We start from the raw sequence: 25,494 nt of genomic DNA, 5'->3' as shown, positions 1-25,494 counted from the left end.
CGCCTTTTTAAATGGTTCATTCAGATTTGGGAAGCTCTACAATGATCTCATGTTCACCATCGAGCTTAATCTCAACCCCTTCATCAGGCTTGGTGATTTTACGACCATCCAACTTGATTGCTTTCGCTTTTGCACCCGCTACTACCTTGATGTGATAGAGCGCATCGCCAAAGCGCAGATCAGCTTCATAGCCGTCCCATTCCGGTGGCAAGGCCGGATCAAGATGAAGACGGTTGCCACGCTTGGTAACACCAAGAATGCCCTCAGTCGCCACGCGATAAAACCAGCCGGCTGAGCCCGTATACCAGGTCCAGCCGCCCTGTCCGCGACGCGGCTCAACCGAATAGATGTCGGCGGCAATCACGTAAGGCTCAACACGGTAAGTGTCCGGGTTGCGGCCATGATTAACCGGGCTGATCAGCGAGAACAGCTTCCATGCTTCTGCATTCTTGCCCATGCGGGCGAGCGCCAGAATGGCCCATGTTGCACCATGGGTATATTGACCGCCGTTTTCACGAACGCCTGGCGGATAACCCTTGATGTAACCCGGTTCCTGCGCCGTCTTGTCGAAAGGCGGTGTGAATAAACGAAGCAATTCACCCTGATCATCAAGCAGGTGCTTTTCGAGCGAAGCCATTGCCTGCTCCGACCGCTTTGGATCGGCAACGCCCGACAACACACTCCATGACTGCGCAATGGCATCGATCTGGCATTCGTCGCTGTCTTTTGAGCCAAGCGGCGAGCCATTATCGTAGAAACCACGACGATACCATTCACCATCCCAGCCATCGCGATCAAGTGCTTTGGTCAGGCTTTCAAGATGTGTGGCCCAGGCGTTTGCGCGGGAATCCTTGCGAGATTGAGCAATCGGAATGAACTGACGCAATGTGTAAGCAAGGAACCAGCCAAGCCACACACTTTCGCCCTCACCCTTCACGCCGACGAGGTTCATGCCGTCGTTCCAGTCGCCGCCGAGCATCAAAGGCAGACCATGCTTGCCGGTACGCTTAATCGCTAGATCAAGCGCCAGCGCGCAATGCTCATAGAGGCTCACCTTTTGCTCGGAGATTGCCGGTTCGAAGAAGGCATCATGTTCGCCTTCTTCCAGCTGGCGTCCCTCAAGGAATGCCAGCTTTTCATCAAGGATCGCATGATCGCCCGTCGTTTCCACATAAAGCGACGTACCATAGCCGAGCCAGACCACATCGTCTGAGATCAGCGTACGAACACCAGCGCCGGTTGCAGGCAACCACCAATGCTGAACATCACCTTCAGGGAACTGGCGCGAGGCAGCATTGAGTATCTGTGCACGTGCGAGCGAAGAATCAACGAGCAGCAGCGAGAGCGTATCCTGCAACTGATCGCGGAAACCAAAAGCACCACTGGCCTGATAGAAGGCAACACGCGCCCAGATACGACAGGCAATTGCCTGATAAGGCAGCCAGCCATTGACCAGAAGATCGAAAGCGGGATCAGGTGTCTTCACCTGCACACGGCTGAAAAGACCTTCCCAATGCTTGCGCGCGGCTGTGAGCTTTTCTTCGAAGGATGCCGTGCGGCTGTCTTCGACAAGCGCCTTAGCCTGCGCCCGATCAGCGGCATTGCCGAGCAGGAAGACGATCTCACGGCTTTCACCCGGACCAACTTCAACATCAATGGCAAGCGCTGCACAGGGATCACGTCCGGCTTCAACGGTGTTTGAAAGTGGCTTGCCGGCAAGCACGATTTCTGGCCTGTCGACCGATCCGGTCGTGCCAATGAATTCGCCACGGTCGGCAGTAACGGATTGCGGCTTTTCACTGGCTGCAAAGAAGGCCACCTGCCCCGACTTGTCCGGGTGATACGGATTGCCTGCAAAAAGTGCGCCGAGCTTTTCATCCTGCGAAGGCACGATGAACGGCACATTCTTGGAACGCTCGTTGCCAAGCACCCATTCTACATAGCCATAAGCCCGCAGCTTGCGTTTCGAACGGCCTTTATTGGTGATCGTCAGACGTGAAAGGCGGACAGGCTTTTCAGCATCAACGATGTGGGTCAGTTCCAACGCAAGTTCACCATGCTGCGCAGCAAAACTGCTGTAGCCATGGCTGTGCCGCGCTTCATAAGTCACGGCCTCGTCACGTAACACGCTTGCTGTTGGGGAAAAACTGCGTCCGGTTTCGCGGTCGAGAATATAGATTGCTTCGCCCGGACGGTTGGTGACCGGATCATTCGCCCAGGGGGTGAGCTGGTAGTCGCGACTGTTGCCCGCCCAAGTGAAGGCCGAGCCTTCCGCAGAGACGTGGAAACCGAAATTCGGATTGGCGATCACGTTGATCCACGGATGCGGCGTGGTGGTGCGGTTGTTGATGCGTACAACATAGCTGCCATCGTCAGCAAAGCCACCGTAACCATTCCAAAACTGCAAATCATCGCCCGAGGGAGCCGGAACTGTGACAGGCTTTGGCTTGACAACCAAACGACGCTCTTCCGAGCCGCGTTCAATCGACAAAGGCCCCAGTCCCGCAGCACCCAAACCCTGCTGGGCAGTGCCGGGTGTTTTGGCGTCACTGCGAGCGGCCAGATCGACCGTGAGTTCTTCGCTGCGACGCAACTGTTCGGCAAGCGAACCGTTCTGCGCATGCATAACGATACGGGCCGAAGCGAGAAGCGTATTATAGCTTTCTTCGCTCATCTGATCCCGACGAACCGCGAAAATATGTGGCTGTCCTCCACCGCGTGCGCGGAAGCCTTCCACAATCCAGTCGATGGCGCGTTGTGTATCCTGGGCATAGGAAAACGCGCGTTCGTTGACAGAAACCACATCTACGATCAGGCCCTTGCTGCGCCAATATTCCTGCGCACGCAGCACACCGCGCAGCACATCGAGATCAACCTCATTGTCTATGCGAAGTGCGAAGATCGGATAATCACCTGAAATAGACATCGGCCAGAGGTTGGACTGTTTACCTAGACCGCTTGCAATGGTTTCGGGCGGCTGACGCAGATTGCGTTCCGGGTACAGCAGATAGGCTGCAACCTTCTGATAGTCTGCAGCTTCCGCAGGCTTGATACCGATATGGTAGAGCTGCACCTGCGAACTTGTCCATGACAGCGAGTATTCACGCGCAAAAGTTTCTGGATGACGGTGCGTTGCAACCGCATGTTCAACTGCATCGCGGCTTCCACCGGCAAAGGTCCAGAAAACAAGGCTTACCTTCTTATGAGCCGGAACGCGGACACGTGTGCGTACCGATGCAATTGGGTCAAGCACACAGCCCTGGCTGCCGGTAAACTTTGCACCTTCATCAAAGGCGCTCGCATCACGCAGCGAACGGCCCCGACCGATAAAGGCACGACGATCCGTTTCAACTTCCGTTTCACGGATTGAACCCGACAAATCAGTCACGAAGTGCGCGACGTGAATATCAGGGTCCGAAGGCGCACGCTTGCGGCGCTTGGCATAGATGGTCGAACCATTGTCAGAAATTTCGGTTTCAACAAACATCTTGGCAAAGGCCGGATGCGCTGCATCGCTGGCACTGTCGGTCAGCACCAGTTCGGCATAGGACGTGACCTCGATCATGCGATCACGCGAAGAGGTGTTGATAATGTCGAGCCTGCGACCTTCACCATCGGATTCTGACGACACAATCACTTCCATAACCGTCTTGATGTCGCCTGCGGTCTTGTAGAATTCCGCCTTGTCTTCGGTGAAAACAGTCTTGGTCTCTTCGTCCGGGTTGCGTATAGGCTCTCCGGTTGCCGACCACGAATAGCCGTTTTCCATGTCGCGCAGGAACAAGAACGTGCCCTGCAAGTCTTCCGATGCATCAGCGTGGAAACGCGTAATGTCCCAATTGTGCCAGCGGCTATAACCGGAACCATTGGCCGTCACCATCAGTGCATATTGGCCATTTGACATCATATGCGTTGTACGCGGTGCCTTAAACGGCACATCCACAATACGCATTGGCGCATCGTCGAAACCGCCCGAATCCACACGCATCGGATTTTCCGTTTTGGCGTAGATCATTGGAATTTCGCGCGGGGCTTTTTCCTGCAACAGAAGTTCTGCTGCTTCAATCACCGGGTCGGAATGGAAGCGCTCGCGCATGCGCCCTTCGAAGATCACGTTGTTGACCGCAATGATCGACATACCATGGTGATGCGCATAATAGTTTTTCACAACAGCATAGGTTTCACCTTCGCGAACACGCGACGGGGTGAAATCCACCGAATCGTGAAAACCATAGCGACCAAGCGCACCGAGTTTTTCGAGACGCTTCAGGTTGGCAACCGCTGCCGCTGGCTGATATTGCGATGCGAGCAGGCTGGCATAAGGGGCGATAACCGCATTACGCGACAGGCCGCGCTGAAGGCCAAGATTTGGTACACCGAAGTTGGAATACTGGTAGTTCATATGCGCATCACGCGCATTAAATGCTGCTTCCGAAATACCCCATGGCAGGCCGCGCGAGGTCGCATAATCGATCTGGCGCTGCACAATGAGCTTGTTAGTCTGGTCAAGCAGTGAACCCAACGGTTCGGACATGACCAGCGGCGGCATCAGATATTCAAACATTGAACCTGACCAGGAGAGCAGAGCGCCCTTCCAGCCGACCGGCACCAGAAGACGGCCAAGCTTGAACCAATGTTCAACCGGCACGTCGCCCTTGGCGATAGCAAACAGGCTCGCAAGACGGGCTTCTGACGCCAGAAGATCGTAGCAGCTTTCGTCGAGTTCGTTTTCCTGCACACGGAAGCCGATCGACAACAAACGACGCTCTTTGCGTTCAAGGAAGCCGAATTGCATATCGAAAGCAAGCTGACGCGAACGACTGGCAAGATCGCGCAGACGTTCACGCAATTCATCGGTGTTGTGTTCGCCAACGGAATCGTCGGTATGCGCTTTGCAAGTTTCAACGAGAATATAGGCCCACTCACGCGCTTCCGCACTTGCAGGTGTTTCGATCTCGCTGTCGAGTTCTTCCATCAAACGCACAATATCGGTCGCAAACAGTGACAGATTGATGGTGCGGAACGAAGCTGTTTCCGGCTCATCCTTAATGGTGCGTACGGCACGGCGGAAATTGGCGATCCGTTCTTCCAGGCGACGACGCAGAGGGCGCAAAATCCGGCGATCATCGGGAATACGTGCAATCGTTTCATCAAGCACATCATTAACATCGATAATGCCGTCGAGATCAGCCTGAAGATATACCGATGGCGCTTCTGCCCATTCTTCCAAACCCGATGAGAGAGTGACGAGATGGCCGGCAAGATTGCCGCTATCCACCGCAGATACATAGAGAGGACGCATCGGCGTCAGCGTATTGGTTTCATACCAGTTGTAAAGATGGCCCTGATATTTCTCCATCTTCTCAAGCGTGTTGACGGTGGCTTCGACGCGGTTAAGCGTTTCGCCAAAGCCAATCCAGCCAAAATCACGCGCCGCAATGACCGAGAGAAGGTAGACACCGATATTGGTTGGCGAGGTGCGCTGCGCAACAATCGGTGCCGGGTCTTCCTGAAAGTTATCAGGCGGAAGATGATTGTTTTCCTCATTGGTGAAATCGGCAAAATAACGCCATGTCCGCCGCGCATAGCGGCGCAGGGCAGCCTTGTCGGAGGACAAGACTTCAAGCGTATCCTGCGGCTTGGCCGACCGGCTCACCAGCCACGCAATCAGGGGTGACGCAAACCAGATCACTGCAAAAGGCGCTGCAATCATTGCCGCATGGCTTTGCGCTGCAAGCGGCATGAAAATCGCAAGACCTGCAATGACGACGGCTGGCCACATCAGCTGGAAATAGAACAAAAGCGTGTCAGGCGACGACTTGGCCTGTGCCGCTGTGCGCCATTCCAGAAGATCGCGGCGTGAGACAAACAGGCGATAGATCGTGCGGGCAATAGCATCGGCCATAAGAAACGCCGAATGCGCAATAAAAGTCGTGCGCAGCGCCACATCGGCCGTACCAAGCGCTATATCGGTTAGAACCGACTGTGCATGCCCCTTCAGCGAATAGTCCATGTTGGATGGGATGAGGTTGGTGACAATACCGAAAGTCGGTGCCACAAACATGCTGACGATCAGGAAGCCCTGCCAGACAGCAGCCGGTCCAATTGGCAACACGCTCCAGCCGACGATGGCTGCGATCAACCAAAGGATCGGGTTGAGCGAACGGCGCAGATTGTCGACCATCTTCCAGCGGGTAATAGCACTGACACCGCGGCCTGTTGAAAACAGCCATGGCAGAAGTTGCCAGTCGCCACGCGCCCAGCGGTGATGACGCGATACGTCGACATTATAGCCGGTCGGATAATCTTCAACCACTTCGACATCGCTGACCAGCGCTGCACGAGCATAACCGCCCTCCAGCAAATCGTGGCTCAAAAGCGTGTTTTCCGGCACACGGCCTTTCAACGCGGTTTCAAAAGCGTCGATGTCATACAAGCCTTTACCGGTAAAGCTGCCTTCACCCAGCAGATCCTGATAGGAATCAGAAACGGCAAAGACATACGGATCAATACCGCGATTGACCGAGAATACGCGCTGCAGAAACGAGGCTTCATCGCCGGTTGTCAACGATGGCGTTACCCGAGGCTGCAAGATGCCATAGCCGCGCACAACCTTGCCGGTCTTTTCATCAAAGACAGGGCGATTGAGCGGATGACTGAGCTTGCCAACCAGATTGGTCACGGATTCAGGCGTAAGCCGCGTATCCGCGTCCAGCGTCATGACGAATTTGACGTCTTTCGGCAGGCGCTCATCCGGTGGGAAAAAGCTCGTGTCCTGATCGCCGCGCAAAAGCAGGTTCAGCTCATGAAGCTTGCCGCGCTTGCGCTCCCAGCCCATCCAGCAGCTCTGCTTCTCATTATACAGACGACGGCGATGCAGCAGGAAGAAGCGTGGTTGTTCGTTGCCGGTATAATGCTCATTGAGCTTGGCAACTTCATCACGCGCATATTCATAGATTTCCATATCCGCAGGGGTAATTTCCTGCTGAGCATCGACCCAGTCACTGACCAGCGCGAAATAAATCTCGCCCTTCGGATTGGTGAGATAATGGACTTCAAGATTGCGAATTTGCTCGTCGATGGAATCACGCGAGTTGATCAGCGTTGGCACAGCGACCAGTGTGCGCGCCTCAACGGGAAGCCCGTCCTTATACTCAAAACCAATCAGACGTGTCGGCTGGACAAACCACGGCACCAGCGCATTGAACAACGAATAGGACGCGTCCATTGCCGGGAAAAGCGCCAGCAGCGTGAACAACAAGCGCCAGTCAGCTGAAAGCCCTGCTCTGCTCATGCAATAATTAACACCGAACAGGATCAGGATCGTAAAAATTGCTGTCGGGATGAAGAAACCGAGCAGGCCAAGATTGCGATAAAAGCGCAGGACTTTGACACCGAATGGCGCCTTATATCCGCAGACTTCTTCAAGCTCTGTACGGCCTTCACCGGAAAGGTAATAGGCAATAGAGCCTCTGCCTTCCTGCCCATTCACCTCTGATCCAGCCAACTTGCTTTCTTCGGCAAGCTTGAGAGCGGCCCAGGTGATGTCGATTTCGCTCATGTTTGAAAAGCGCGCGAGCTTTTCGATCGTCACGCGATAGGCGTTGCGCGAGCGAAAATCCAAAAGTTCGAAATCGCTGTGGTCGCGCAGGATCGCATCGACCTCATTGACGGTTTCAAACCAGGTTTCCCAGTCAATATCGTCAATTCTTTTCAGACTTGTAATGACGTTACCCATCGTGACGCCGCCGGTCGACTGGCGCGCGTGTTCTTCAACGATGGCGTCTTCTGGATTGCTGCCTTCCTGCTCAAGAATACGCTCAAGCCAGCTTGCTGCAGCCGATGTATCGGTAGAAGCGCTGCGCAGGCGATAAAGAAGATGTGTTGCAAAAGTGCTGTCACGTGCAGCCTGCGCATATTGCGCAAGAACGGTGTCAAGTTCATCGCCATCGGTGGCAACCACGATGCGGTCTGCTGCGGTATTGGCGAGATTGCGCATATTGCGCGCACGATCCACACGCAGCGCCAGACGACGCGCATTCTCGATCAGAAAATAGCGCACAGCCGACGGCAGCGCCCATAATTCACCGATTTTGAGCGGTTCGACAGTCTGGAAGCCCTGCACGAGTGCGGTAAGCGATTTCAGTGAGAAATTGCTGTCTGTATGCGCAACATAGAGCCATGCCAACGCGAAAATACGCGGCATGTCCTTAAATTTTTCATCGTGGGAAGCGTAAGGCGGCAATTGCCGAATGAATTTGCGCGGAAGATCGCGGCGGGTCTGCTGGACCGTCTTGTCAATCTGGTAATGATTATCGAGCAGCCATTGCGCAGCCGGCGTAATCGTTTCGCCTGCGCGAGAAGCCGCATCGGACGAACGATAAGCATGCAGGATCAGCTTGCCATTTTCAGACAGACGCTGATCGAAATCCATAGACAGATAACCAGGCAATGCCAGTTCTTCACCGCGCGCAACGGAGGCTGCGAGGTCACGCAGCTCATCCTCGCTTTTGTAAAGCGCACGTATAGGGGAAGGTTGTTCGGGCGGAATCTGATCCGAAGTCTTACGATCTGTAATGGACGAATTAGACGGCGAAGAAGACAATTCCGGCATGTGCCTTAACAGCCTTTCCGAAGGAAATGAGTGGAATGCGGCGGGTGGATATTACATGTAGTTCAATTCAGTAAAACGACAGTATTCTTATTCGGTTCCCTGAATGTCGGTATCGTTTGGCCAAAATGCGACGACGTGCTGTGCTGATATTCAAACCGTTTAAATCGCAACGCACAAATCTTTCCCAACATTAATTTCGCGTTATGAAATATGCGGCTTTAGTCAGCCTAACATACTGAAAATTAGAATAATACCACTCTAGTGGTCTGATTCCGACATTTGCATCCCTAAGTTACAAGCGTCGAGCAAATGTCGGAATCAAGAAGGCCACTAGCAAGTTAATGAATCTAGTGGATTTTCCGAATTTGACGTTTGAAATAGCATTCTTGGCAGTTGGGATTCAAACGTCAAATTCAATCCACTAAGTAATAGATTTCGAAAATGCAGCTTAGGTCTTAATTGAAAAAGACACCCGCACATGCGGATGTCTCATAATAAATTTTATCGCAGTCAGTATAATTCAGGAATGAACTTCAGCCAAAACTGGCGCTTTTTCAGTTGTATTCGATGCGTGATCACTTCCAAAAACCCGCCAATAGCGGGGGCGAAAAGCAATACGGCTCTTTTCAGACGCGGGATGTTCAGCTGGAATCTCGATCTCGACGCGCTCACGTGAACCGCCAATTTCAAGCTCAACGCGACGTTTGCCGCCCGATCTGCGGCTGGCAACGACCGTACCCGCAATGCAGCCACCACAGCCATCAAGCAGTTCGACATCATGCGGACGAAAGAAAAGCTCGGCTTCTCCATCAGCAGCACCCTCAGTAGTCAAACCGATATTGCGATCAGCAAGCCAGATTTCACCGCCTTCGATCCGCACAGGAAGGGTGCTTGATTCACCAATGAAGCCATACACAAATGGCGAGTTAGGCTGGTCATAAACCTCGTCCGGGGTGCCGATCTGCTCAATCCGGCCCTGGCTCATCACCACAACACGATCAGCCAATTCCAGTGCTTCATCCTGATCATGCGTGACAAAAACGGTCGTATGGCCGGTGCGATCATGAATTTCGCGCAGCCAGCGGCGCAATTCTTTTCTCACCTGCGCGTCAAGTGCGCCGAAAGGCTCGTCCAACAGCAGGACTTTCGGTTCAATCGCCATGGCGCGTGCAAGTGCGACGCGCTGGCGCTGACCGCCCGACAGCTGTGACGGGTAGCGATTTTCCAAGCCCTTCAACTGCACCAGATCAAGCAATTCAAGAGCACGGCGTCTGATCTCGGCGGATGCCGGACGTGTGCTACCGGGACGAACTTTGAGGCCAAAACCGATATTCTCGGCAACCGTCATATGGCGAAACAGCGCATAATGCTGAAATACGAAGCCGACATTGCGCTCCTGCACGCTCTTATGCGACGCATCCTCATCGCCGAAATAGATTGCACCTTCTGTCGGACGTTCCAGTCCGGCAATCAGACGCAACAATGTTGTCTTGCCTGACCCTGATGGCCCAAGCAAAGCAATCAATTCACTCGAACGAATATCCAGCGACACATTATGCAATGCCGGAAAGCGAGCAAACTCTTTACGCACACCGGCGACACGAACTTCCATTCCAGATCCTTTCCCCTACCGCCGAATGCCAAACCAAAGCATGGGCGGCTTATTCTCTTTCAGACAATCTAATTCTAGAGCGCTTTTCGATCTGATCTTATCAGATCGGCGCTCCTGTTTTTTTATTTTAACGCGCATCTTATCCGAAAACCGTTTCACACTTTTCGGGATGCGCTTAATGCCCGTTACTGCCAGCCAGTTCATCACCATAACGCAGTTCCAGAAATGTCTTGAGCGCCAAAGTGACAATAGCAAGCAAAGCAAGCAAAGAAGCCACTGCGAAAGCCGCGACGAAATTATACTCGTTATAGAGGATTTCGACATGTAGTGGCATGGTGTTGGTCAAGCCACGAATATGTCCCGACACCACGGAAACTGCACCGAATTCGCCCATCGCACGGGCATTACACAGCAGAACGCCGTAAAGAAGGCCCCATTTGATATTGGGAAGCGTGACATAGCGGAAAGTCTGCCAGCCATTGGCTCCAAGGGAAATTGCCGCCTCTTCGTCGCCACTTCCCTGTTCCTGCATGAGCGGAATAAGCTCACGCGCCACAAAGGGGAACGTTACAAAGAGCGTTGCCAAAACAATGCCCGGAACCGCAAACAATATCTGGATATTGTGGCGATCCAACAATGGTCCCAGCAAACCGTGGCTTGCAAAAAGCAGCACGAAAACTAGACCCGAAATGACTGGCGAGATCGAAAAAGGCAGATCAATCAGCGTTGTCAGCAGCGCCTTGCCCTTGAACTCATATTTGGCAATCGCCCATGCGGCAGCAATGCCAAAAACCAGATTAACTGGCACCGATATGACTGCCACCAGCAATGTTAGCCTGATGGCCGCCCATGCGTCCGGCTCTGCCAATGCTGCCAGATATTCGCCCGTACCTTTGCGGAAGGCTTCGACAAATACAGCCACCACCGGCAAAATGAGAAACAGCAGCAGAAAAATCAGCGCTATACCGATCAAGATAATACGCGTCGGCAGGCTTTCACTTACAGCGCTGCGCATTGGAGAAACATTTTCATTCGCCATAGCCATATCTCTTTCTTGACCACGACTGGATCAGATTGATGAACAGCAGCATCGCAAATGACAGTGCAAGCATCACAGTCGCCAGCGCCGTTGCACCGGCATAGTCATATTCTTCCAACCGGATCACGATGAGCAGCGGAGCGATTTCCGATACATAGGGCGTATTGCCTGCAATAAAGATGACGGAACCATATTCGCCAACGCCACGCGCAAAAGCCAGCGCGAAGCCAGTGAGAATTGCCGGTTGCAGCCCCGGCAGCAACACTCGCCAGATGGTCTGAAAACGCGATGCGCCGAGGGTCGCAGCCGCTTCCTCAACCTCACGGCTAATTTCTTCCATGATGGGCTGCACCGTGCGCACCACGAAAGGCAGGCCGATGAAAATCAATGCCACAACAATGCCGGCACGCGTGAAAGCAATGCGAATATCGAAAGGTGCAAGCAGACTGCCAATCCAGCCATTGGGTGCATAGATCGAGGCCAGCGCTATACCAGCAACGGCAGTGGGAAGCGCAAAGGGAATATCAACGATCGCATCTATGAATCTGCGCCCCGGAAAACGATAACGCACTAAAACCCATGCAAGAATGACACCGAAAACCACATTGACGAGTGCGGCAATGAAAGCCGTGCCAAAGCTGGTTTCCAGTGCTTTTAAGGTGCGTTCGTCGGTGATAATCCGCCAGAAACCGGCAAAGCCCACATCTGTTGAGCGCAGCACGAGGGCTGCAAGCGGAATGAGAATGAGAAGAGTCAAATAGGCGACACTAAAACCGAACGTCAGTCCGAAGCCCGGAATAACGCTCGGTTTTCTGAAATGCCACCCTGCTCTGACCCGTGCAGGGTGCGAAGACATCGTTATTTGTTCCCTCTTATTGGTCTTTCTCAGTAATCACAGCCGTGAGCGCTTATTTGGCCGGCTTGTAAATCTGGTCGAATGTTCCGCCATCGCCAAAGTGATAAGGCTGTGCCTTGGCCCAACCGCCGAAGATCGGATCGTCAATCGTTACCAGATCAAGCTTCGGGAACTCACGCCTCTGGTCAGCAGGAATGACATCGGGTTCAGATGGACGGTAGAAGTGTTTGGATGCGAGGGCCTGACCTTCCGGTGAATAAAGATATTCGAGATAGGCTTCCGCAACCTTACGGGTTCCGTTGTCATCAGCATTCTTATCAACCAGCGCAACGGGCGGTTCTGCCAAAATGGATTGCGGCGGCACGACGATGTCGAATGCATCATCGCCAAATTCTGCGATAGAAAGATAGGCTTCATTTTCCCATGCAAGCAACACATCACCCAACTGGCGCTGCACGAAGGTTGTTGTCGAGCCGCGCGCACCAGTATCCAGCACCGGAACATGGCGGAAAAGTTCGCCGATATATTCCTTCACCTTGGCTTCATCGCCGCCATATTCCTTGTTCGCCCATGCCCATGCGGCAAGGTAGTTCCAGCGTGCACCACCTGAGGTTTTGGGATTTGGCGTGATGACCTCAACCCCGTCTTTGACCAAATCACCCCAATCCTTGAGACCCTTCGGGTTGCCCTTGCGGACGAGGAAGACAATGGTCGATGTGTAAGGAGAAGAATTATGCGGCAGGCGCTGGCGCCAATCCTTATCGATCTTGCCAGAATGCTCGACAATCGCGTCAATATCGCTTTCCAATGCGAGCGTCACGACATCGGCCTTAACGCCATCAATGACGGAACGTGCCTGCTTGCCCGAGCCACCATGCGAAACACGGATAGTCAGGTTTTCCCCTGTCTGCTCTTTCCAATGCTTTGCAAAGGCAGCGTTATAATCCTTGTAAAGCTCACGCGTCGGATCATAAGACACGTTCAACAGCGTCTGATCGGCATGACTGACCTGGATCGTTCCAGCAAGGGCTGCAGTCGCCACAAAAGCTGCAAGCGTGAATGAAAATCTCGATATGTTCATGACCAAGTCTCCGCGTTTCATTGCCCTGACAGTATCAGAGGTCTTTGCACACAGGATGCCGTAAGCTTTCTCTTATTTGAAAGCACTTCGAAAATTATAAGCTATCATGATCGAGTATGGGAAATAAATTTCCAGCTGCCTTCTCGAATACCTGAATTCAGGGGCAAGAATTATCAATTTACCAATGGAGAGACAGTCTAAAAAAGTGGGACCCGGATTGGGATTGCGGGGGCAAATTTACTCCGGGCCCCGGCCAATCTAACGATCAGCAGATCAAGAACGGGTGAGCAAGAATTAGGTTCCCTATATTTTTGAAAATTTTTATATTTTCTAAAGCGCAATTCAATCTGATAGGACTTATTCTCAACACGCAATTCACACCAGAATGCGGCCAATGGAAAGAAGGATGTTTATGAAGCTAAAAATTTCATGTCCGGGCGCCATATTTGCTATAATCACGCTCGCTGCAAACCCCGCTCTGGCACAAACGATCAGCCGAGATTCGGTCATTCGGACAGACTATATCTGCGAGCGTGGCGTCGTCGTTCCTGTCACCTATATTCATGCAGGCGAAGAGCCAGCTTTTGCCGTCATTAATGCAGAAGGCAAAATGGTTGTCCTGCAATGGCACGATGCGCTCAAAAAATATGTCGCGATGGACGAACAGGACAGCTATCGCTGGAATGAAAAAGACGGGCAGGCCGTTTTGACTCACCTTGAGGCTGACGATTCAGCCAAAGAAATCACATTGCTTTCAGCCTGCCGCGCCAATGATAGTGAGCAATAAGGCATTTGCACCAAAGTTGCGAAGCGGTTTTGGATAGGACCATGCGTGAAACTACAGTGATAGAGCGGTTGCAATGACTATGCTCGAAAAGGAACAGCTCTATTGATTACGGTACGAGGTAATGCTTATCCCACTGATTTCGTGGAACCTCGTCGCCAATTTGATAATCAAATGACGTAATATTGATATGCTCGTCATCTGTCTTGCAAACAAAGGCGAGCTTATACCAATGATCGTGACTGCGAAATGCAGCGCCATCTGCCCGTATGGTGTTTTGTGAAGCCTTGGGGTCGGAAAAAGCATAGGCTAACACCTTGTCGACCGAAAACTTTCTCTCATCCCGGCTGATCTGTTCCATTGCCTCAACATCGCAACGCTGCTCAAGACGGGTTGCAGGATCAAGCTTTTCAAGCTGTGCCTTTTCAAGGGCCGTCATAGCTATGGCCGATGCACTCAAAGACACCGCAACTGACATGGTAATAACCGAGAATAAATGAATAACAGGATGAGGAACTCGAACGGATAAAAATTTCATTGGCTTGCGAACAACTCACTTGGCAAAAAATTAGAGAAAGAAGCCTCTAGCACATTTTTACGTTCGCTCAGCGATCATCACGGCAAATTTATCCCAAATGACCTCCGGGTCTCCAACTCAGGGATGGTCAGCAGACCCTCTCTTCAAACTGTGTCCGATCTCGCCCAGCTTTTTTTGCCTCATAAAGTACTTTATCAGCACGCTCCATGGCCTCCCAGAAATTCCCTTTATGACTGAGCCTGACCACTCCGAAACTACATGTAATATTCATCCCATTTGAAAGCCCGGAAAAGGCTCGTTTCTTTACGCTTTCCCGAATATTCTCGACTAGCGCAAATGCAGCGTCGGTCGGCATATCATCAAGACAGATAACGAATTCCTCGCCCCCGATACGCGCCGTCAGATGACGATCTGTCGAATAGGACCGGAGAATATCGGCAAATTCCTTAAGCACAGCGTCACCCGTCGCATGTCCATAAATATCATTGATCGTTTTGAAATAATCGATGTCGCACGCAACGACCCAACCCGAGAAATGACCACGCTCCATCGCGTTCAACTGGGTTTCCAGCCCGCGGCGGTTTAAAAGCCCGGTCAGCGGGTCGCTATCACGTTCATGCGCCAATTCACTGAACCGATCAACACCGGCTGCCGCAAAAAGCACGAGGCCGGCAATGACGCCCGCCACAGCGGTTGAAAAAACCGTCCATTGCCAGAAGGGTGTGAATGCAAAATCAACTGCAGTGTCATCACCAATAATAGAATGTGCGGTCAGCAGCGTTCGTGGAAAAAACTGCACTGCCACCAAAAACAGCATGCCCAAAATGAGTTTGTCGGCGATGGAACCATAGGCCAACCCGCGCACATACCAGACAAAAGCCAGTATCATGCAGGCAAGGCCAAAATTCACAACGTAAATTCGCCCGATCAGATTAGGTTGTACGTAGAGGAAATAAAGAATGCCGCCGACGATCAGAACAAAACTGACGATGCCGAACCAAAATGGTAAACCCCGGCCCGATCTGCGAAGAATACCATGCCCGCCAGCCAAAGTTCCAACCACATAGATTGCGGTGGTCAACAGTGTGTTGATACCATCATCTGCCGGTATATCCACAAGCTGAGCAAGCATGGCAACGCCGATGCAAAGAAAGCAGATCGCGCACCATAAGAGATGGCGGCGCAGTTCATCTATGGCCCCAACTATGACAAAGGCCAGTGAAAACAGAATGAGAACGGCGGGCAGGACATAAAGCATGTAAATGTTATCTTATTTCCACTTTTGTGGAGTCTTATCGCCTTCCTTCATTGAAAACACAATTCAGTAAATTAGAACGGTCATAGAAACAAAAGAATGCATATGTGAAACACTCTTGATTTCACATATCTGACCGTGCTTGAAACAGCACAAGACAATCCGCAATTTAGCCATAGGCCATTCATCGCCCTGTGGCGAAAGGAAAAGATATGAAGCCCGTTTTCCTGCAACTGCAATGCGCGCCCGGCAAGACTTATTTAGTTGCGGACACGCTCTATCAGCGCGAGATTGTTTCGGAACTGTATTCGACGAGCGGAGAATATGATCTTCTCGCCAAAATTTATGTGAAAGAGGGCGACGACATCGGCAAATTCATCAATGAACATGTGCTCGATATTCCAAATATCATGCGTTCGCTCACGACGCTCACCTTCACTGCTTTCTAGATCTTAGTGCGCCAGCCTGAAATAAAGATTTGATTCACCATTAATCCATTATCCTGTCCGTTCAGGGAACCTCTTTGTGTGCTTGAGCATTGACTGTGCGACGACCCACACTGGGTTGGAGCGAACAGAAACCGATAGAGACAGTGGAAAGATCATGGATAATCTTGAACATAGGCGGGTACTGGTTGTGGAGGACGAAATTTTCGTCGCTCTCGACGTGGCCGCCACTGTGGAAGATGCCCAGGGTACTGTTATCGGCCCTGTGGGCACCGTAAAACAAGCCATAGAACTCATGGATAGGCAAAAAGTTGACGCCGCTATTCTCGACGTCAATCTTGCCGATGGTGATCTGGAACCCATTCTTGAACGCCTGAAAAGCCAGAACATTTTTGTCGTCGTTCATACCGGCGGCGGATTGCCTGCACATCTCGCGGCCCGCTATCCCGATGTGCCGGTGTTTCGCAAACCCGTCCCACCCTATGTGCTGACAAGGACGCTGGCTCACGCCTTTTCTTCAGAAATGGCGCAACCCTGATGATGCGTCAGAGCTTTCCCGATTTTGCAACCGTTCTGAAAGAAACGGAATCTGAATATCAAGGCGGTGACTACGTGCGCAGATCACGTGTTAACATCGCTTCAGCAGTTTTTTCAGCCGGTTTCAATCCGGTTTCGAAAGAAACCTACGCAACGCAAAGACCTGCGCCCACCTTTGACGTTGGCAACGTTGAAAGCGATGAAAACAGACTAGAACGCGAAAGGCTTGAGCTTTCAAAGCGTATGGAGAGCCAGTCAGCAGCAGACATTCGCCTTGAGCTTGGCCTGCGCTTCGGCATGAATCGCACGGAGCTTGCGCGTTTGCGGCGTAATTTTGCTGCGAGCAATCACCCTGATCGCCTGCCACAAGAGTTTCGTCTCGCCGCAGAACAACGAATGAAAACGGCAAATGCGCTGCTTGATAGCGCTATGACGACCACCACAAACGGGCTTTAAGAAATTTCATTACGTTTTGATCTCAAAATCTTTTGCATTATATCAATAATATGCTAGGCTCAGAGTGTCGGTGCCTGCGATTATAATTGCACGCCTGGACTTTTCCGCCAATGCAACAACCCGCAACCGGCACAACTGCTGGGGCAATTTGCGCTTTGATTGGGACGGGTGGTTCTGGCATACCGACAACTAATTTAAAACAGTTCCTAAAAGGTTTGAAAATGCCTCCTTATCGTTCGCGTACTACCACCCACGGCCGCAATATGGCTGGCGCGCGCGGCCTATGGCGCGCCACCGGCATGAAAGATGAGGATTTTGGCAAGCCGATTATTGCTGTGGTGAATTCGTTTACACAGTTTGTGCCTGGTCATGTGCATCTCAAAGACTTGGGCCAACTTGTTGCGCGCGAAATTGAAGCGGCGGGTGGTGTTGCCAAGGAATTCAATACAATTGCCGTCGATGACGGCATCGCCATGGGCCATGACGGCATGCTCTATTCGCTGCCATCGCGCGAGCTCATCGCCGACTCGGTCGAATACATGGTCAATGCCCACTGCGCCGATGCGATGGTCTGTATTTCCAATTGCGACAAGATCACCCCCGGCATGCTTATGGCGTCGTTGCGCCTCAATATCCCGGTCGTGTTTGTTTCCGGTGGTCCGATGGAAGCCGGTAAGGTTATCTGGGACGACAAGGTCAAGAAGCTCGACCTCGTGGATGCGATGGTTGCGGCTGCAGACGACAGCTACACTGACGATCAGGTCAAGGCAATTGAGCGTTCCGCCTGCCCGACCTGCGGTTCGTGCTCGGGCATGTTCACCGCAAATTCGATGAACTGCCTGACCGAAGCGCTTGGTCTGTCGCTGCCAGGCAATGGCTCGACGCTTGCAACCCATGCCGACCGTAAGCGTCTGTTTGTGGAAGCCGGTCATCTCATTGTCGATCTTGCACGCCGCTATTACGAGCAGGACGATGAAAACGTGCTGCCGCGTTCGATTGCAAGCTTCGCTGCCTTTGAAAACGCCATGACACTCGATATTTCCATGGGCGGCTCGACCAATACGGTTCTGCATCTGCTTGCAGCAGCGCAAGAAGCCGAAATCGACTTCACCATGGCAGACATTGACCGTTTGTCGCGCGGTGTTCCGGTGCTTTGTAAAGTGGCACCCGCCAACAACACCGTTCACATGGAAGATGTACATCGCGCTGGCGGCATCATGGGCATTCTCGGTCAGCTCGACAAGGCAGGCCTGATCAATACCGACCTGCCAACCGTGCACAGCGAAACCATGGGCAAGGCGCTTGATACTTGGGACGTAACCCGTACCAACAGCGAAATGGTGCACAAGTTCTATTCAGCTGCGCCCGGCGGCGTGCCGACACAGGTGGCATTCAGTCAGGAACGCCGCTTTGACAGCGTTGACGCCGACCGCGAAAACGGCGTTATCCGCTCGAAAGAACATGCATTCAGTCAGGACGGCGGTCTGGCCGTCCTGTATGGCAATCTCGCCGAAGATGGCTGCATCGTGAAGACGGCAGGCGTGGATGATTCCATCCTGAAATTCTCCGGCCCGGCCCGTATCTTTGAAAGTCAGGATACGGCTGTGCTTGGCATTCTCAATGGCAAGATCAAAGCTGGCGACATTGTGCTGATCCGCTATGAAGGTCCGCGCGGTGGCCCCGGCATGCAGGAAATGCTCTATCCGACCAGCTACCTGAAATCGAAGGGTCTGGGTAAGGCTTGCGCGCTAATCACAGACGGACGTTTCTCGGGCGGCTCTTCGGGGCTTTCTATTGGTCACGTTTCGCCAGAAGCAGCCGAAGGCGGAACAATCGGACTGGTGCGTGAAGGCGATATTATTGACATCGACATTCCGAACCGTAAGATTCATCTTGCTGTTGACGATGCAACGCTGGCAGAGCGCCGTGCCGAGCAGAATGCAACAGGCTGGAAGCCACTGGAACAGCGCAAGCGCAAGATTTCCACCGCTCTAAAAGCTTATGCTTCCATGGCAACCAGTGCTGCCAAGGGCGCGGTACGGAAATTGCCGGATTGATAATTAAGTAAAGTAAAAGCCCTGCACATGCGGGGCTTTTTCCATTTAATGACTTTTAATTATTGCAGTGCTATCTCAATCGCAGGCATTAGATCATTCTTCACTGACTGCGGCGTAAACGGCCCAACATGCTTGTAGACGATCTTCCCTTCCGCATCGACGAGGAAGGTTTCAGGCACGCCATAAACGCCCCATTCGATGGCTGATCGGCCGGCGCGGTCGGCACCGACTGCTGCAAACGGATTGCCGAGATCACCTAAGAAACGGCGTGCGTTTTCGGGCTGGTCTTTGTAATTAAGGCCGACCACACGAATGCGCTCGTCCTTAGCTATTTCCATCAGCAGCGGATGCTCCTGACGACAAGGCACGCACCACGATCCCCACACATTGACAAGTGTCAGTTTGCCCCCAGAACCAGTTTTAAAATCTTCGCTGTTAAGGCCGGGAACAGGCGCACCATCGCGCATCAAGCCTTCGACGGACGGGAGGTTGGTTTGTGGGGCATCCTTGCCAATGAGCGCCGAAGGGATGGTTGTATTGTCCTTGCCCGACAGAAGCTGCGTGGCAAAGATCGCGGCCAATCCTACAAAAATCAGCAAAGGCAGCAGCGCCACCCATGTTGCGCGTTTTTTTGTGGCTTCAGTCATTAAGCGGAACCCTTTGCCGAACGGCGACGCACGCCCTGCGCATCAAGCCGTTTCAGCTCGTTTTTCTGAATGCGCTGATCAATCAATATCCAGCCGATAGTGATGGCAAGCGCTGCGGCTGCAATCCCGTAAGACGTCATCACATAAGCGAAATGGCTCATTGTGCAACCTCCCCTTGCGCGTCTGTGCGCTCTCTTTTCAGACGGCTGCGATCTGCATTGCGTGCCGCGAGCTTTTTCATCATTGCCACGCGACGGCGCCAGATTTCATTGCGCATCGCCATCATATGCAGCGTGAGGAAAAGCAGCGTGAAGCCAATCGCCATCACAAAAAGAGGTCGCAGCATCGAACCATCAATCGTCGGTCCATCCATGCGGAAAACTGAGGCTGGCTGGTGCAATGTGTTCCACCAGTCGACCGAAAACTTGATGATCGGAATGTTGATAAAGCCGACCAATGTGAGCACCGCGACGGGCTTTGCACTCTTTGCCGGATCATCCATGGCGCGGGACAGCGCAATAATGCCAAGATACATCAGGAATAGCACGAAGACGGAAGTCAGCCGTGCATCCCACACCCACCATGTTCCCCACATGGGCTTGCCCCAGAGAGAACCTGTTGCAAGTGCCAATGCTGTGAACACCGCGCCGAGAGGCGCTGCGGCACGGATGGAGACATCGGCCAGCGGATGACGCCAGACCAGCGTGCCCAGCGCCGAGATTGCCATGATCGAATAACACATCATGGAAAGCCATGCGAAAGGCACATGAATATACATGATGCGAACCGTCAGCCCCTGCTGATAATCATCAGGAGACAGGAAAACCATATAAAGCCCCGCGGCCAGAAACAGCGCCGAAAGACTGCCAAGCCACGGCAATAGCTTGCCCACAAGGGCCAGGAAGCGGGTAGGGTTTGCCAGATCAAGCCAGCTCGTGGTTTTCGCAACGTCTTTCGTCATAAGCTATACTTACCTTCACGCGGTATGTCGTTCAATTGACCGTAATCAACTGCGTCAATCCGCCAAGCATGATTCTATCCAAAAACCACTTCGCACTTTTGCTGGAAATGCTTAATCAGCCGAACTTTTTAATGAAGCTGCTGCTGCCAACGGACCCAAAACCGCGAAGAACAGCGTAAGTGCTCCAAGAATTAGAAACGGCGCGAAGAAAGGCGCCACAGCATCGGTTGCACCATAAGAAGCGGATACGCCAAAAATCAGCACCGGAATGGTGAGCGGCAGTACGATGACCGAAACCAGCAAACCACCGCGTGGAAGCGCCACGGCAAGTGCTGCACCGACTGCGCCAATAAAGGCAATGGCCGGCGTTCCTACCAGAAGCGTGATGGTCGTTGCAGCCGTTGCCGTCGCATCCATATTCATGAACAGCCCCAGCATGGGCGACGCAATCACCAGCGGCAATACACTTGCCACCCAATGCGCCAGACATTTCACAAACACCGTGAAAGCCAGCATATGCCGATCGGTGCCGATCAGCAGCAGATCAAGCGATCCATCGTCGCGATCCGCCTGAAATAGCCGGTCTAGACCCAGCAACGTTGCAAGCAATGCGCCGATCCACAGCATAGCCGGGCCAATGCGCGACAACAGATTGAGATCAGGACCAACGCCAAAAGGCATCACTGAAATTACTGCGAGAAAAAACAAAATACCAATCAGCGCGCCGCCACCGGCGCGAAAACTTAAGCGCATATCTCTGATAAAAAGCGCTAGCATCACATAGCCTCAACTGAATAGCTGGCCATGTCGAGCGCCTTTACGCCAATATTTCGTTTCAGCGTAATTTCGGACGGGAAACCCGTTCCCAATTTCTCTGAAACGGCGTCTAAGCCCAACGGAATATGCGTTGCGGCGATAATCATGCCGCCTTGTTGCATGTGTTCGCGCATAAGCTCTGCGAAACGCGACTCAGAAGCCTTGTCGAGACCAGACGTTGGTTCATCTACAATCCAGACAGGACGATGACTGACCAACAATTTGGCAATCGAAACACGACGTTTCTGTCCGGTCGAAAGATAACCGAAAGGCAGGTGCTCCACATCCGGTAAATCAACGGTCGCAAGCGCTTCATCAATATCGAGAAGCGTTTCACCATTGAACTTCTGCCAGAACAGCAGGTTCTCGCGAACGCTCAAAGCGGGTTTCATTGCGTTGTGATGACCAAGATAATGACATGCTGCGCGAACGGGTAGAATCTCTTCATCTTCGAGGAGTTGTATATGCCCATCCTCAGGCGCAAGCAGACCGCAGATGATTCGGAGCAAGGTGGATTTTCCTGAACCGTTCGGTCCCGTGACGATCAGCGCTTCGCAAGACACTAAATCGAAGGACAGAGCAGAGAAAATAGTCTCGCCACCGCGCTCGCCCACCAGGTTTTCGGCCACAAGCCGCATTTTCTCTCCTCACACCACATCCGTCAGGGGCCAGATGGGGTTATCGCAACATTTCGCCGCAAGGGGGCAAATTGACGAAATTCAGTCTGGAATCGTTTTAGGAAACTCTCTATATGATGGCTACCATGCCAGCGGTCGGTGTGGAAACGAATTTTGGCCGATCTCAAACACTTGTCGCTTACGAAAGCACAGGTTTCGGGACGGACAGCGGAAATGACTGCACCCGCACCTTTAGCGCGTCCTTGAAACGCAGCAGAGGCGTTCGTCCTGGTTTTCCGGCCAGTAGCATAAAGGACGAACGAAGTGTCGCACATCGACAGCTTTAAATGCCGCAAAACTCTTACCGTCGGCGGTAAGGAATACGTCTATTACAGCCTAACCGAAGCCGAAAAGAACGGCTTGACGGGCGTTTCCAAGCTTCCTTTTTCTATGAAGGTTCTGCTTGAAAACCTGCTTCGCTTCGAAGACGATCGCACCGTCAAGAAGTCCGATATTGAAGCTATTGCCGCATGGCTCAACGATCGCGGTTCGGCGGGCGCTGAAATTGCTTACCGCCCAGCGCGCGTATTGATGCAGGACTTCACCGGCGTTCCAGCCGTTGTAGACCTTGCTGCTATGCGCGACGGCCTAAAGGCGCTCGGCGGCGACCCGGAAAAGATCAATCCGCTGGTTCCTGTTGACCTTGTCATCGACCACTCAGTCATCGTCGATGAATTCGGCAACCCAAGCGCGTTCAAGGCCAATGTTGACCTCGAATATCAGCGCAACGGCGAGCGCTATCGCTTCCTCAAGTGGGGCCAGCAAGCATTCAAGAACTTCCGCGTTGTTCCTCCTGGCACAGGCATCTGCCATCAGGTGAACCTTGAATATCTGGCACAAGCCGTCTGGACCAAAGAAGAAGACGGCGAAACCGTTGCCTATCCTGACACCTGCGTCGGCACAGATTCCCATACCACCATGGTCAATGGCCTTGGCGTTCTGGGTTGGGGCGTTGGTGGTATTGAAGCTGAAGCTGCGATGCTCGGCCAGCCCGTTTCCATGCTTCTGCCAGAAGTGATTGGCTTCCGCCTGACCGGCAAGGTCAAAGAAGGCGTGACAGCAACCGATCTCGTGCTCACCGTTACGCAGATGCTGCGTAAGAAAGGCGTTGTCGGCAAGTTCGTCGAATTCTTCGGCGAAGGCCTCGACAATATGACGCTCGCGGATCGTGCGACCATTGCAAACATGGGACCTGAATATGGCGCAACTTGCGGCTTCTTCCCGATCGACAATGAAACGCTCAACTACATGAACACGACCGGCCGTGCAGAAGACCGCATGGCGCTTGTAGAAGCCTATTCCCGTGCGCAGGGCATGTGGCGTGAAGCGGGATCGGAAGATCCAGTCTTCACCGACATTCTTGAACTGGACATGAGCGAAGTTGTTCCTTCGATGGCCGGTCCAAAGCGTCCTGAAGGCCGCATTGCACTGGAAAACATCGGTTCGGGTTTCGCAACCTCGCTTGAAACCGAATACAAGAAAACAACCGGTCAGGCCGCGCGTTACGCTGTTGAAGGTGAAGACTTCGATCTCGGTCATGGCGATGTGGCCATTGCTGCCATCACATCCTGCACCAACACATCGAACCCAAGCGTTCTGATTGCTGCGGGTCTTCTGGCTCGCAATGCAGTTGCCAAGGGTCTCAAGACCAAGCCTTGGGTCAAGACATCGCTTGCGCCTGGTTCTCAGGTTGTTGCCGCTTATCTTGAATCCGCTGGTCTCCAAAAGGATCTGGATGCACTCGGCTTCAATTTGGTTGGTTTTGGTTGCACGACCTGTATCGGTAACTCGGGTCCATTGCCCGCGCCGATCTCCAAGACCATTAATGAAAAGGGCCTGATCGCAGCTGCCGTTCTTTCCGGCAACCGTAACTTTGAAGGCCGTGTTTCGCCGGACGTTCAGGCAAACTATCTGGCTTCCCCGCCATTGGTTGTTGCCCATGCGCTTGCTGGAACGGTCACAAAGGACCTGACCAAGGAGCCGCTTGGTGAAGACCAGAATGGCAATCCGGTGTTCCTGCGCGACATCTGGCCTTCATCGGCTGAAATTCAAGAATTCATTGCCAAAAACGTCACCCGTAAGATTTTCTCCGAAAAATATGCGGATGTGTTCAAAGGCGACGAAAACTGGCAGGCCGTTCAGGTTCCTGCTGGCCAGACCTATGCATGGGACGACAATTCGACCTATGTGCAGAACCCGCCTTACTTTGTTGGTATGGGCAAGTCGGCTGGTACGATCGCAGACGTCAAGGGCGCCCGCGTACTGGGTCTCTTCGGCGACAAGATCACCACCGACCACATCTCTCCTGCAGGCTCCATCAAGGCGCAGTCCCCTGCTGGCAAGTACCTTATTGACCATGGCGTCGGCATTGCCGACTTCAACCAGTACGGCACGCGACGCGGTAATCATGAAGTGATGATGCGCGGCACCTTCGCAAATATCCGTATTCGCAATCACATGCTGGGCGAAAACGGTCGTGAAGGTGGCTACACCATCCACTATCCGTCGAAGGAAGAAACCTCGATCTATGATGCAGCCATGCAGTATAAGGCCGAGGGCGTTCCGCTCGTCGTCTTCGCTGGCGTCGAATATGGAAACGGTTCGTCACGTGACTGGGCCGCAAAGGGCACCAATCTGCTCGGTGTCAAGGCTGTGATTGCGCAGTCGTTTGAGCGTATTCACCGCTCGAACCTCGTTGGCATGGGCATTGTGCCTTTCGTCTTCGAGGAAGGCACAAGCTGGCAGACGCTCGGTCTTAAGGGTGACGAAATCGTCTCCATTGAAGGTCTTGCTGATGTGCGTCCGCGTCAGAAGATCGAAGCCTCGATCACGTTTGCCGATGGCAGCGTGAAGAAGGTACCGCTCATCTGCCGCATCGATACGCTGGATGAGCTCGACTATATGAAGAACGGTGGCATTTTGCAGACCGTTCTGCGCGATCTGGCTGCTTAATTAAAGCTAAGCATGAAATTAGAGAGCCGCCGGAGCAATCCGGCGGCTTTTTCACGGACATTGTAAGCGTGAGATAAAAGAAACACTCATGATACAAATCTCACTGCAACGTGACTTCCTATTGATCGACGTAATTCCTACATAATAAATGTCAGCATCAATCATT

At 52.7% G+C, this 25,494-nt stretch carries 18 protein-coding genes; 6 read left to right on the top strand and 12 right to left on the bottom strand.

Translation table 11 applies throughout. The annotated features are described in order from the left end of the window. Nucleotides 1-16: 16 nt before the first annotated feature. From CEV31_RS06165 to CEV31_RS06145, 5 genes are all read right to left on the bottom strand, one after another. Nucleotides 17-8,614, bottom strand: a complete 8,598-nt coding sequence (locus CEV31_RS06165) for a GH36-type glycosyl hydrolase domain-containing protein (RefSeq protein WP_094506146.1) — start codon at nt 8,612-8,614, stop codon at nt 17-19. Nucleotides 8,615-9,134: 520 nt separating this feature from the next. Then, entirely contained in the window at nt 9,135-10,226 is a 1,092-nt protein-coding gene (locus CEV31_RS06160) for a sulfate/molybdate ABC transporter ATP-binding protein (RefSeq protein ID WP_094506145.1), read from the bottom strand. Nucleotides 10,227-10,401: 175 nt separating this feature from the next. After that, nucleotides 10,402-11,265 carry a sulfate ABC transporter permease subunit CysW gene (cysW, locus tag CEV31_RS06155; RefSeq protein ID WP_235818042.1) on the bottom strand — a complete coding sequence of 288 codons (864 nt, stop codon included), beginning with the start codon at nt 11,263-11,265 and terminating at the stop codon, nt 10,402-10,404. Beyond that, complete coding sequence (gene cysT / locus CEV31_RS06150) at nt 11,255-12,121, bottom strand: sulfate ABC transporter permease subunit CysT (RefSeq protein ID WP_094506142.1); 867 nt, start codon at nt 12,119-12,121, stop codon at nt 11,255-11,257. The genes cysW and cysT overlap by 11 nt, the downstream gene beginning before the upstream one ends. Before the next feature lie 52 nt (nt 12,122-12,173). Then, a complete protein-coding gene (locus CEV31_RS06145) occupies nt 12,174-13,202 on the bottom strand; it encodes a sulfate ABC transporter substrate-binding protein (protein WP_094506141.1) in 1,029 nt (342 codons plus the stop codon). A gap of 412 nt (nt 13,203-13,614) precedes the next feature. Between CEV31_RS06145 and CEV31_RS06140 the strand changes: the two genes are divergently transcribed. Beyond that, nucleotides 13,615-13,989 carry a lysozyme inhibitor gene (locus CEV31_RS06140; protein WP_328587685.1) on the top strand — a complete coding sequence of 125 codons (375 nt, stop codon included), beginning with the start codon at nt 13,615-13,617 and terminating at the stop codon, nt 13,987-13,989. Nucleotides 13,990-14,095: 106 nt separating this feature from the next. Here CEV31_RS06140 and CEV31_RS06135 read toward each other — a convergent pair whose 3' ends face one another. Together CEV31_RS06135 and CEV31_RS06130 are read right to left on the bottom strand one after the other, a co-directional pair. After that, nucleotides 14,096-14,524, bottom strand: coding sequence for a DUF930 domain-containing protein (locus tag CEV31_RS06135; RefSeq protein ID WP_094506140.1), 429 nt, complete (start codon nt 14,522-14,524; stop codon nt 14,096-14,098). A 127-nt stretch (nt 14,525-14,651) separates the two neighbouring features. After that, nucleotides 14,652-15,782, bottom strand: a complete 1,131-nt coding sequence (locus tag CEV31_RS06130; RefSeq protein ID WP_094506138.1) for a GGDEF domain-containing protein — start codon at nt 15,780-15,782, stop codon at nt 14,652-14,654. A gap of 209 nt (nt 15,783-15,991) precedes the next feature. Here CEV31_RS06130 and CEV31_RS06125 point away from each other — a divergent pair, with 209 nt between their 5' ends. From CEV31_RS06125 to ilvD, 4 genes are all read left to right on the top strand, one after another. Beyond that, entirely contained in the window at nt 15,992-16,228 is a 237-nt protein-coding gene (locus CEV31_RS06125; protein ID WP_094506137.1) for an Lrp/AsnC ligand binding domain-containing protein, read from the top strand. A 154-nt stretch (nt 16,229-16,382) separates the two neighbouring features. Then, nucleotides 16,383-16,763 (top strand): response regulator, encoded by a 381-nt coding sequence (locus CEV31_RS06120; protein WP_094506136.1) that lies wholly within the window; start codon nt 16,383-16,385, stop codon nt 16,761-16,763. Next, a complete protein-coding gene (locus tag CEV31_RS06115) occupies nt 16,763-17,218 on the top strand; it encodes a hypothetical protein (RefSeq protein WP_328587684.1) in 456 nt (151 codons plus the stop codon). Before CEV31_RS06120 ends, CEV31_RS06115 begins: the two co-directional genes overlap by 1 nt. A 221-nt stretch (nt 17,219-17,439) precedes the next feature. Next, complete coding sequence (gene ilvD, locus CEV31_RS06110; RefSeq protein ID WP_094506134.1) at nt 17,440-19,275, top strand: dihydroxy-acid dehydratase; 1,836 nt, start codon at nt 17,440-17,442, stop codon at nt 19,273-19,275. Nucleotides 19,276-19,334: 59 nt separating this feature from the next. Here ilvD and CEV31_RS06105 read toward each other — a convergent pair whose 3' ends face one another. The 5 genes from CEV31_RS06105 to ccmA form a co-directional block, all read right to left on the bottom strand. Beyond that, complete coding sequence (locus CEV31_RS06105; RefSeq protein ID WP_094506133.1) at nt 19,335-19,922, bottom strand: DsbE family thiol:disulfide interchange protein; 588 nt, start codon at nt 19,920-19,922, stop codon at nt 19,335-19,337. Continuing rightward, nucleotides 19,922-20,083 carry a heme exporter protein CcmD gene (gene ccmD, locus CEV31_RS06100; RefSeq protein ID WP_094506132.1) on the bottom strand — a complete coding sequence of 54 codons (162 nt, stop codon included), beginning with the start codon at nt 20,081-20,083 and terminating at the stop codon, nt 19,922-19,924. Before ccmD ends, CEV31_RS06105 begins: the two co-directional genes overlap by 1 nt. Next, complete coding sequence (locus tag CEV31_RS06095; protein WP_094506130.1) at nt 20,080-20,883, bottom strand: heme ABC transporter permease; 804 nt, start codon at nt 20,881-20,883, stop codon at nt 20,080-20,082. The genes ccmD and CEV31_RS06095 overlap by 4 nt, the downstream gene beginning before the upstream one ends. A 111-nt stretch (nt 20,884-20,994) precedes the next feature. Beyond that, nucleotides 20,995-21,660: a heme exporter protein CcmB gene (ccmB, locus tag CEV31_RS06090; protein WP_094506129.1), complete on the bottom strand. Its 666-nt coding sequence runs from the start codon at nt 21,658-21,660 to the stop codon at nt 20,995-20,997. Next, entirely contained in the window at nt 21,660-22,337 is a 678-nt protein-coding gene (gene ccmA, locus CEV31_RS06085) for a heme ABC exporter ATP-binding protein CcmA (protein ID WP_094506128.1), read from the bottom strand. Before ccmA ends, ccmB begins: the two co-directional genes overlap by 1 nt. Before the next feature lie 303 nt (nt 22,338-22,640). On the opposite strand from ccmA, the gene acnA reads away from it, so the two are divergent. Further along, nucleotides 22,641-25,328, top strand: a complete 2,688-nt coding sequence (gene acnA / locus CEV31_RS06075; RefSeq protein WP_094506127.1) for an aconitate hydratase AcnA — start codon at nt 22,641-22,643, stop codon at nt 25,326-25,328. Nucleotides 25,329-25,494 lie beyond the last annotated feature (166 nt).

The organism is Brucella thiophenivorans (assembly GCF_002252445.1).
Taxonomy (GTDB): domain Bacteria; phylum Pseudomonadota; class Alphaproteobacteria; order Rhizobiales; family Rhizobiaceae; genus Brucella; species Brucella thiophenivorans.
This window is presented reverse-complemented; position numbering and strand designations above follow the sequence as displayed.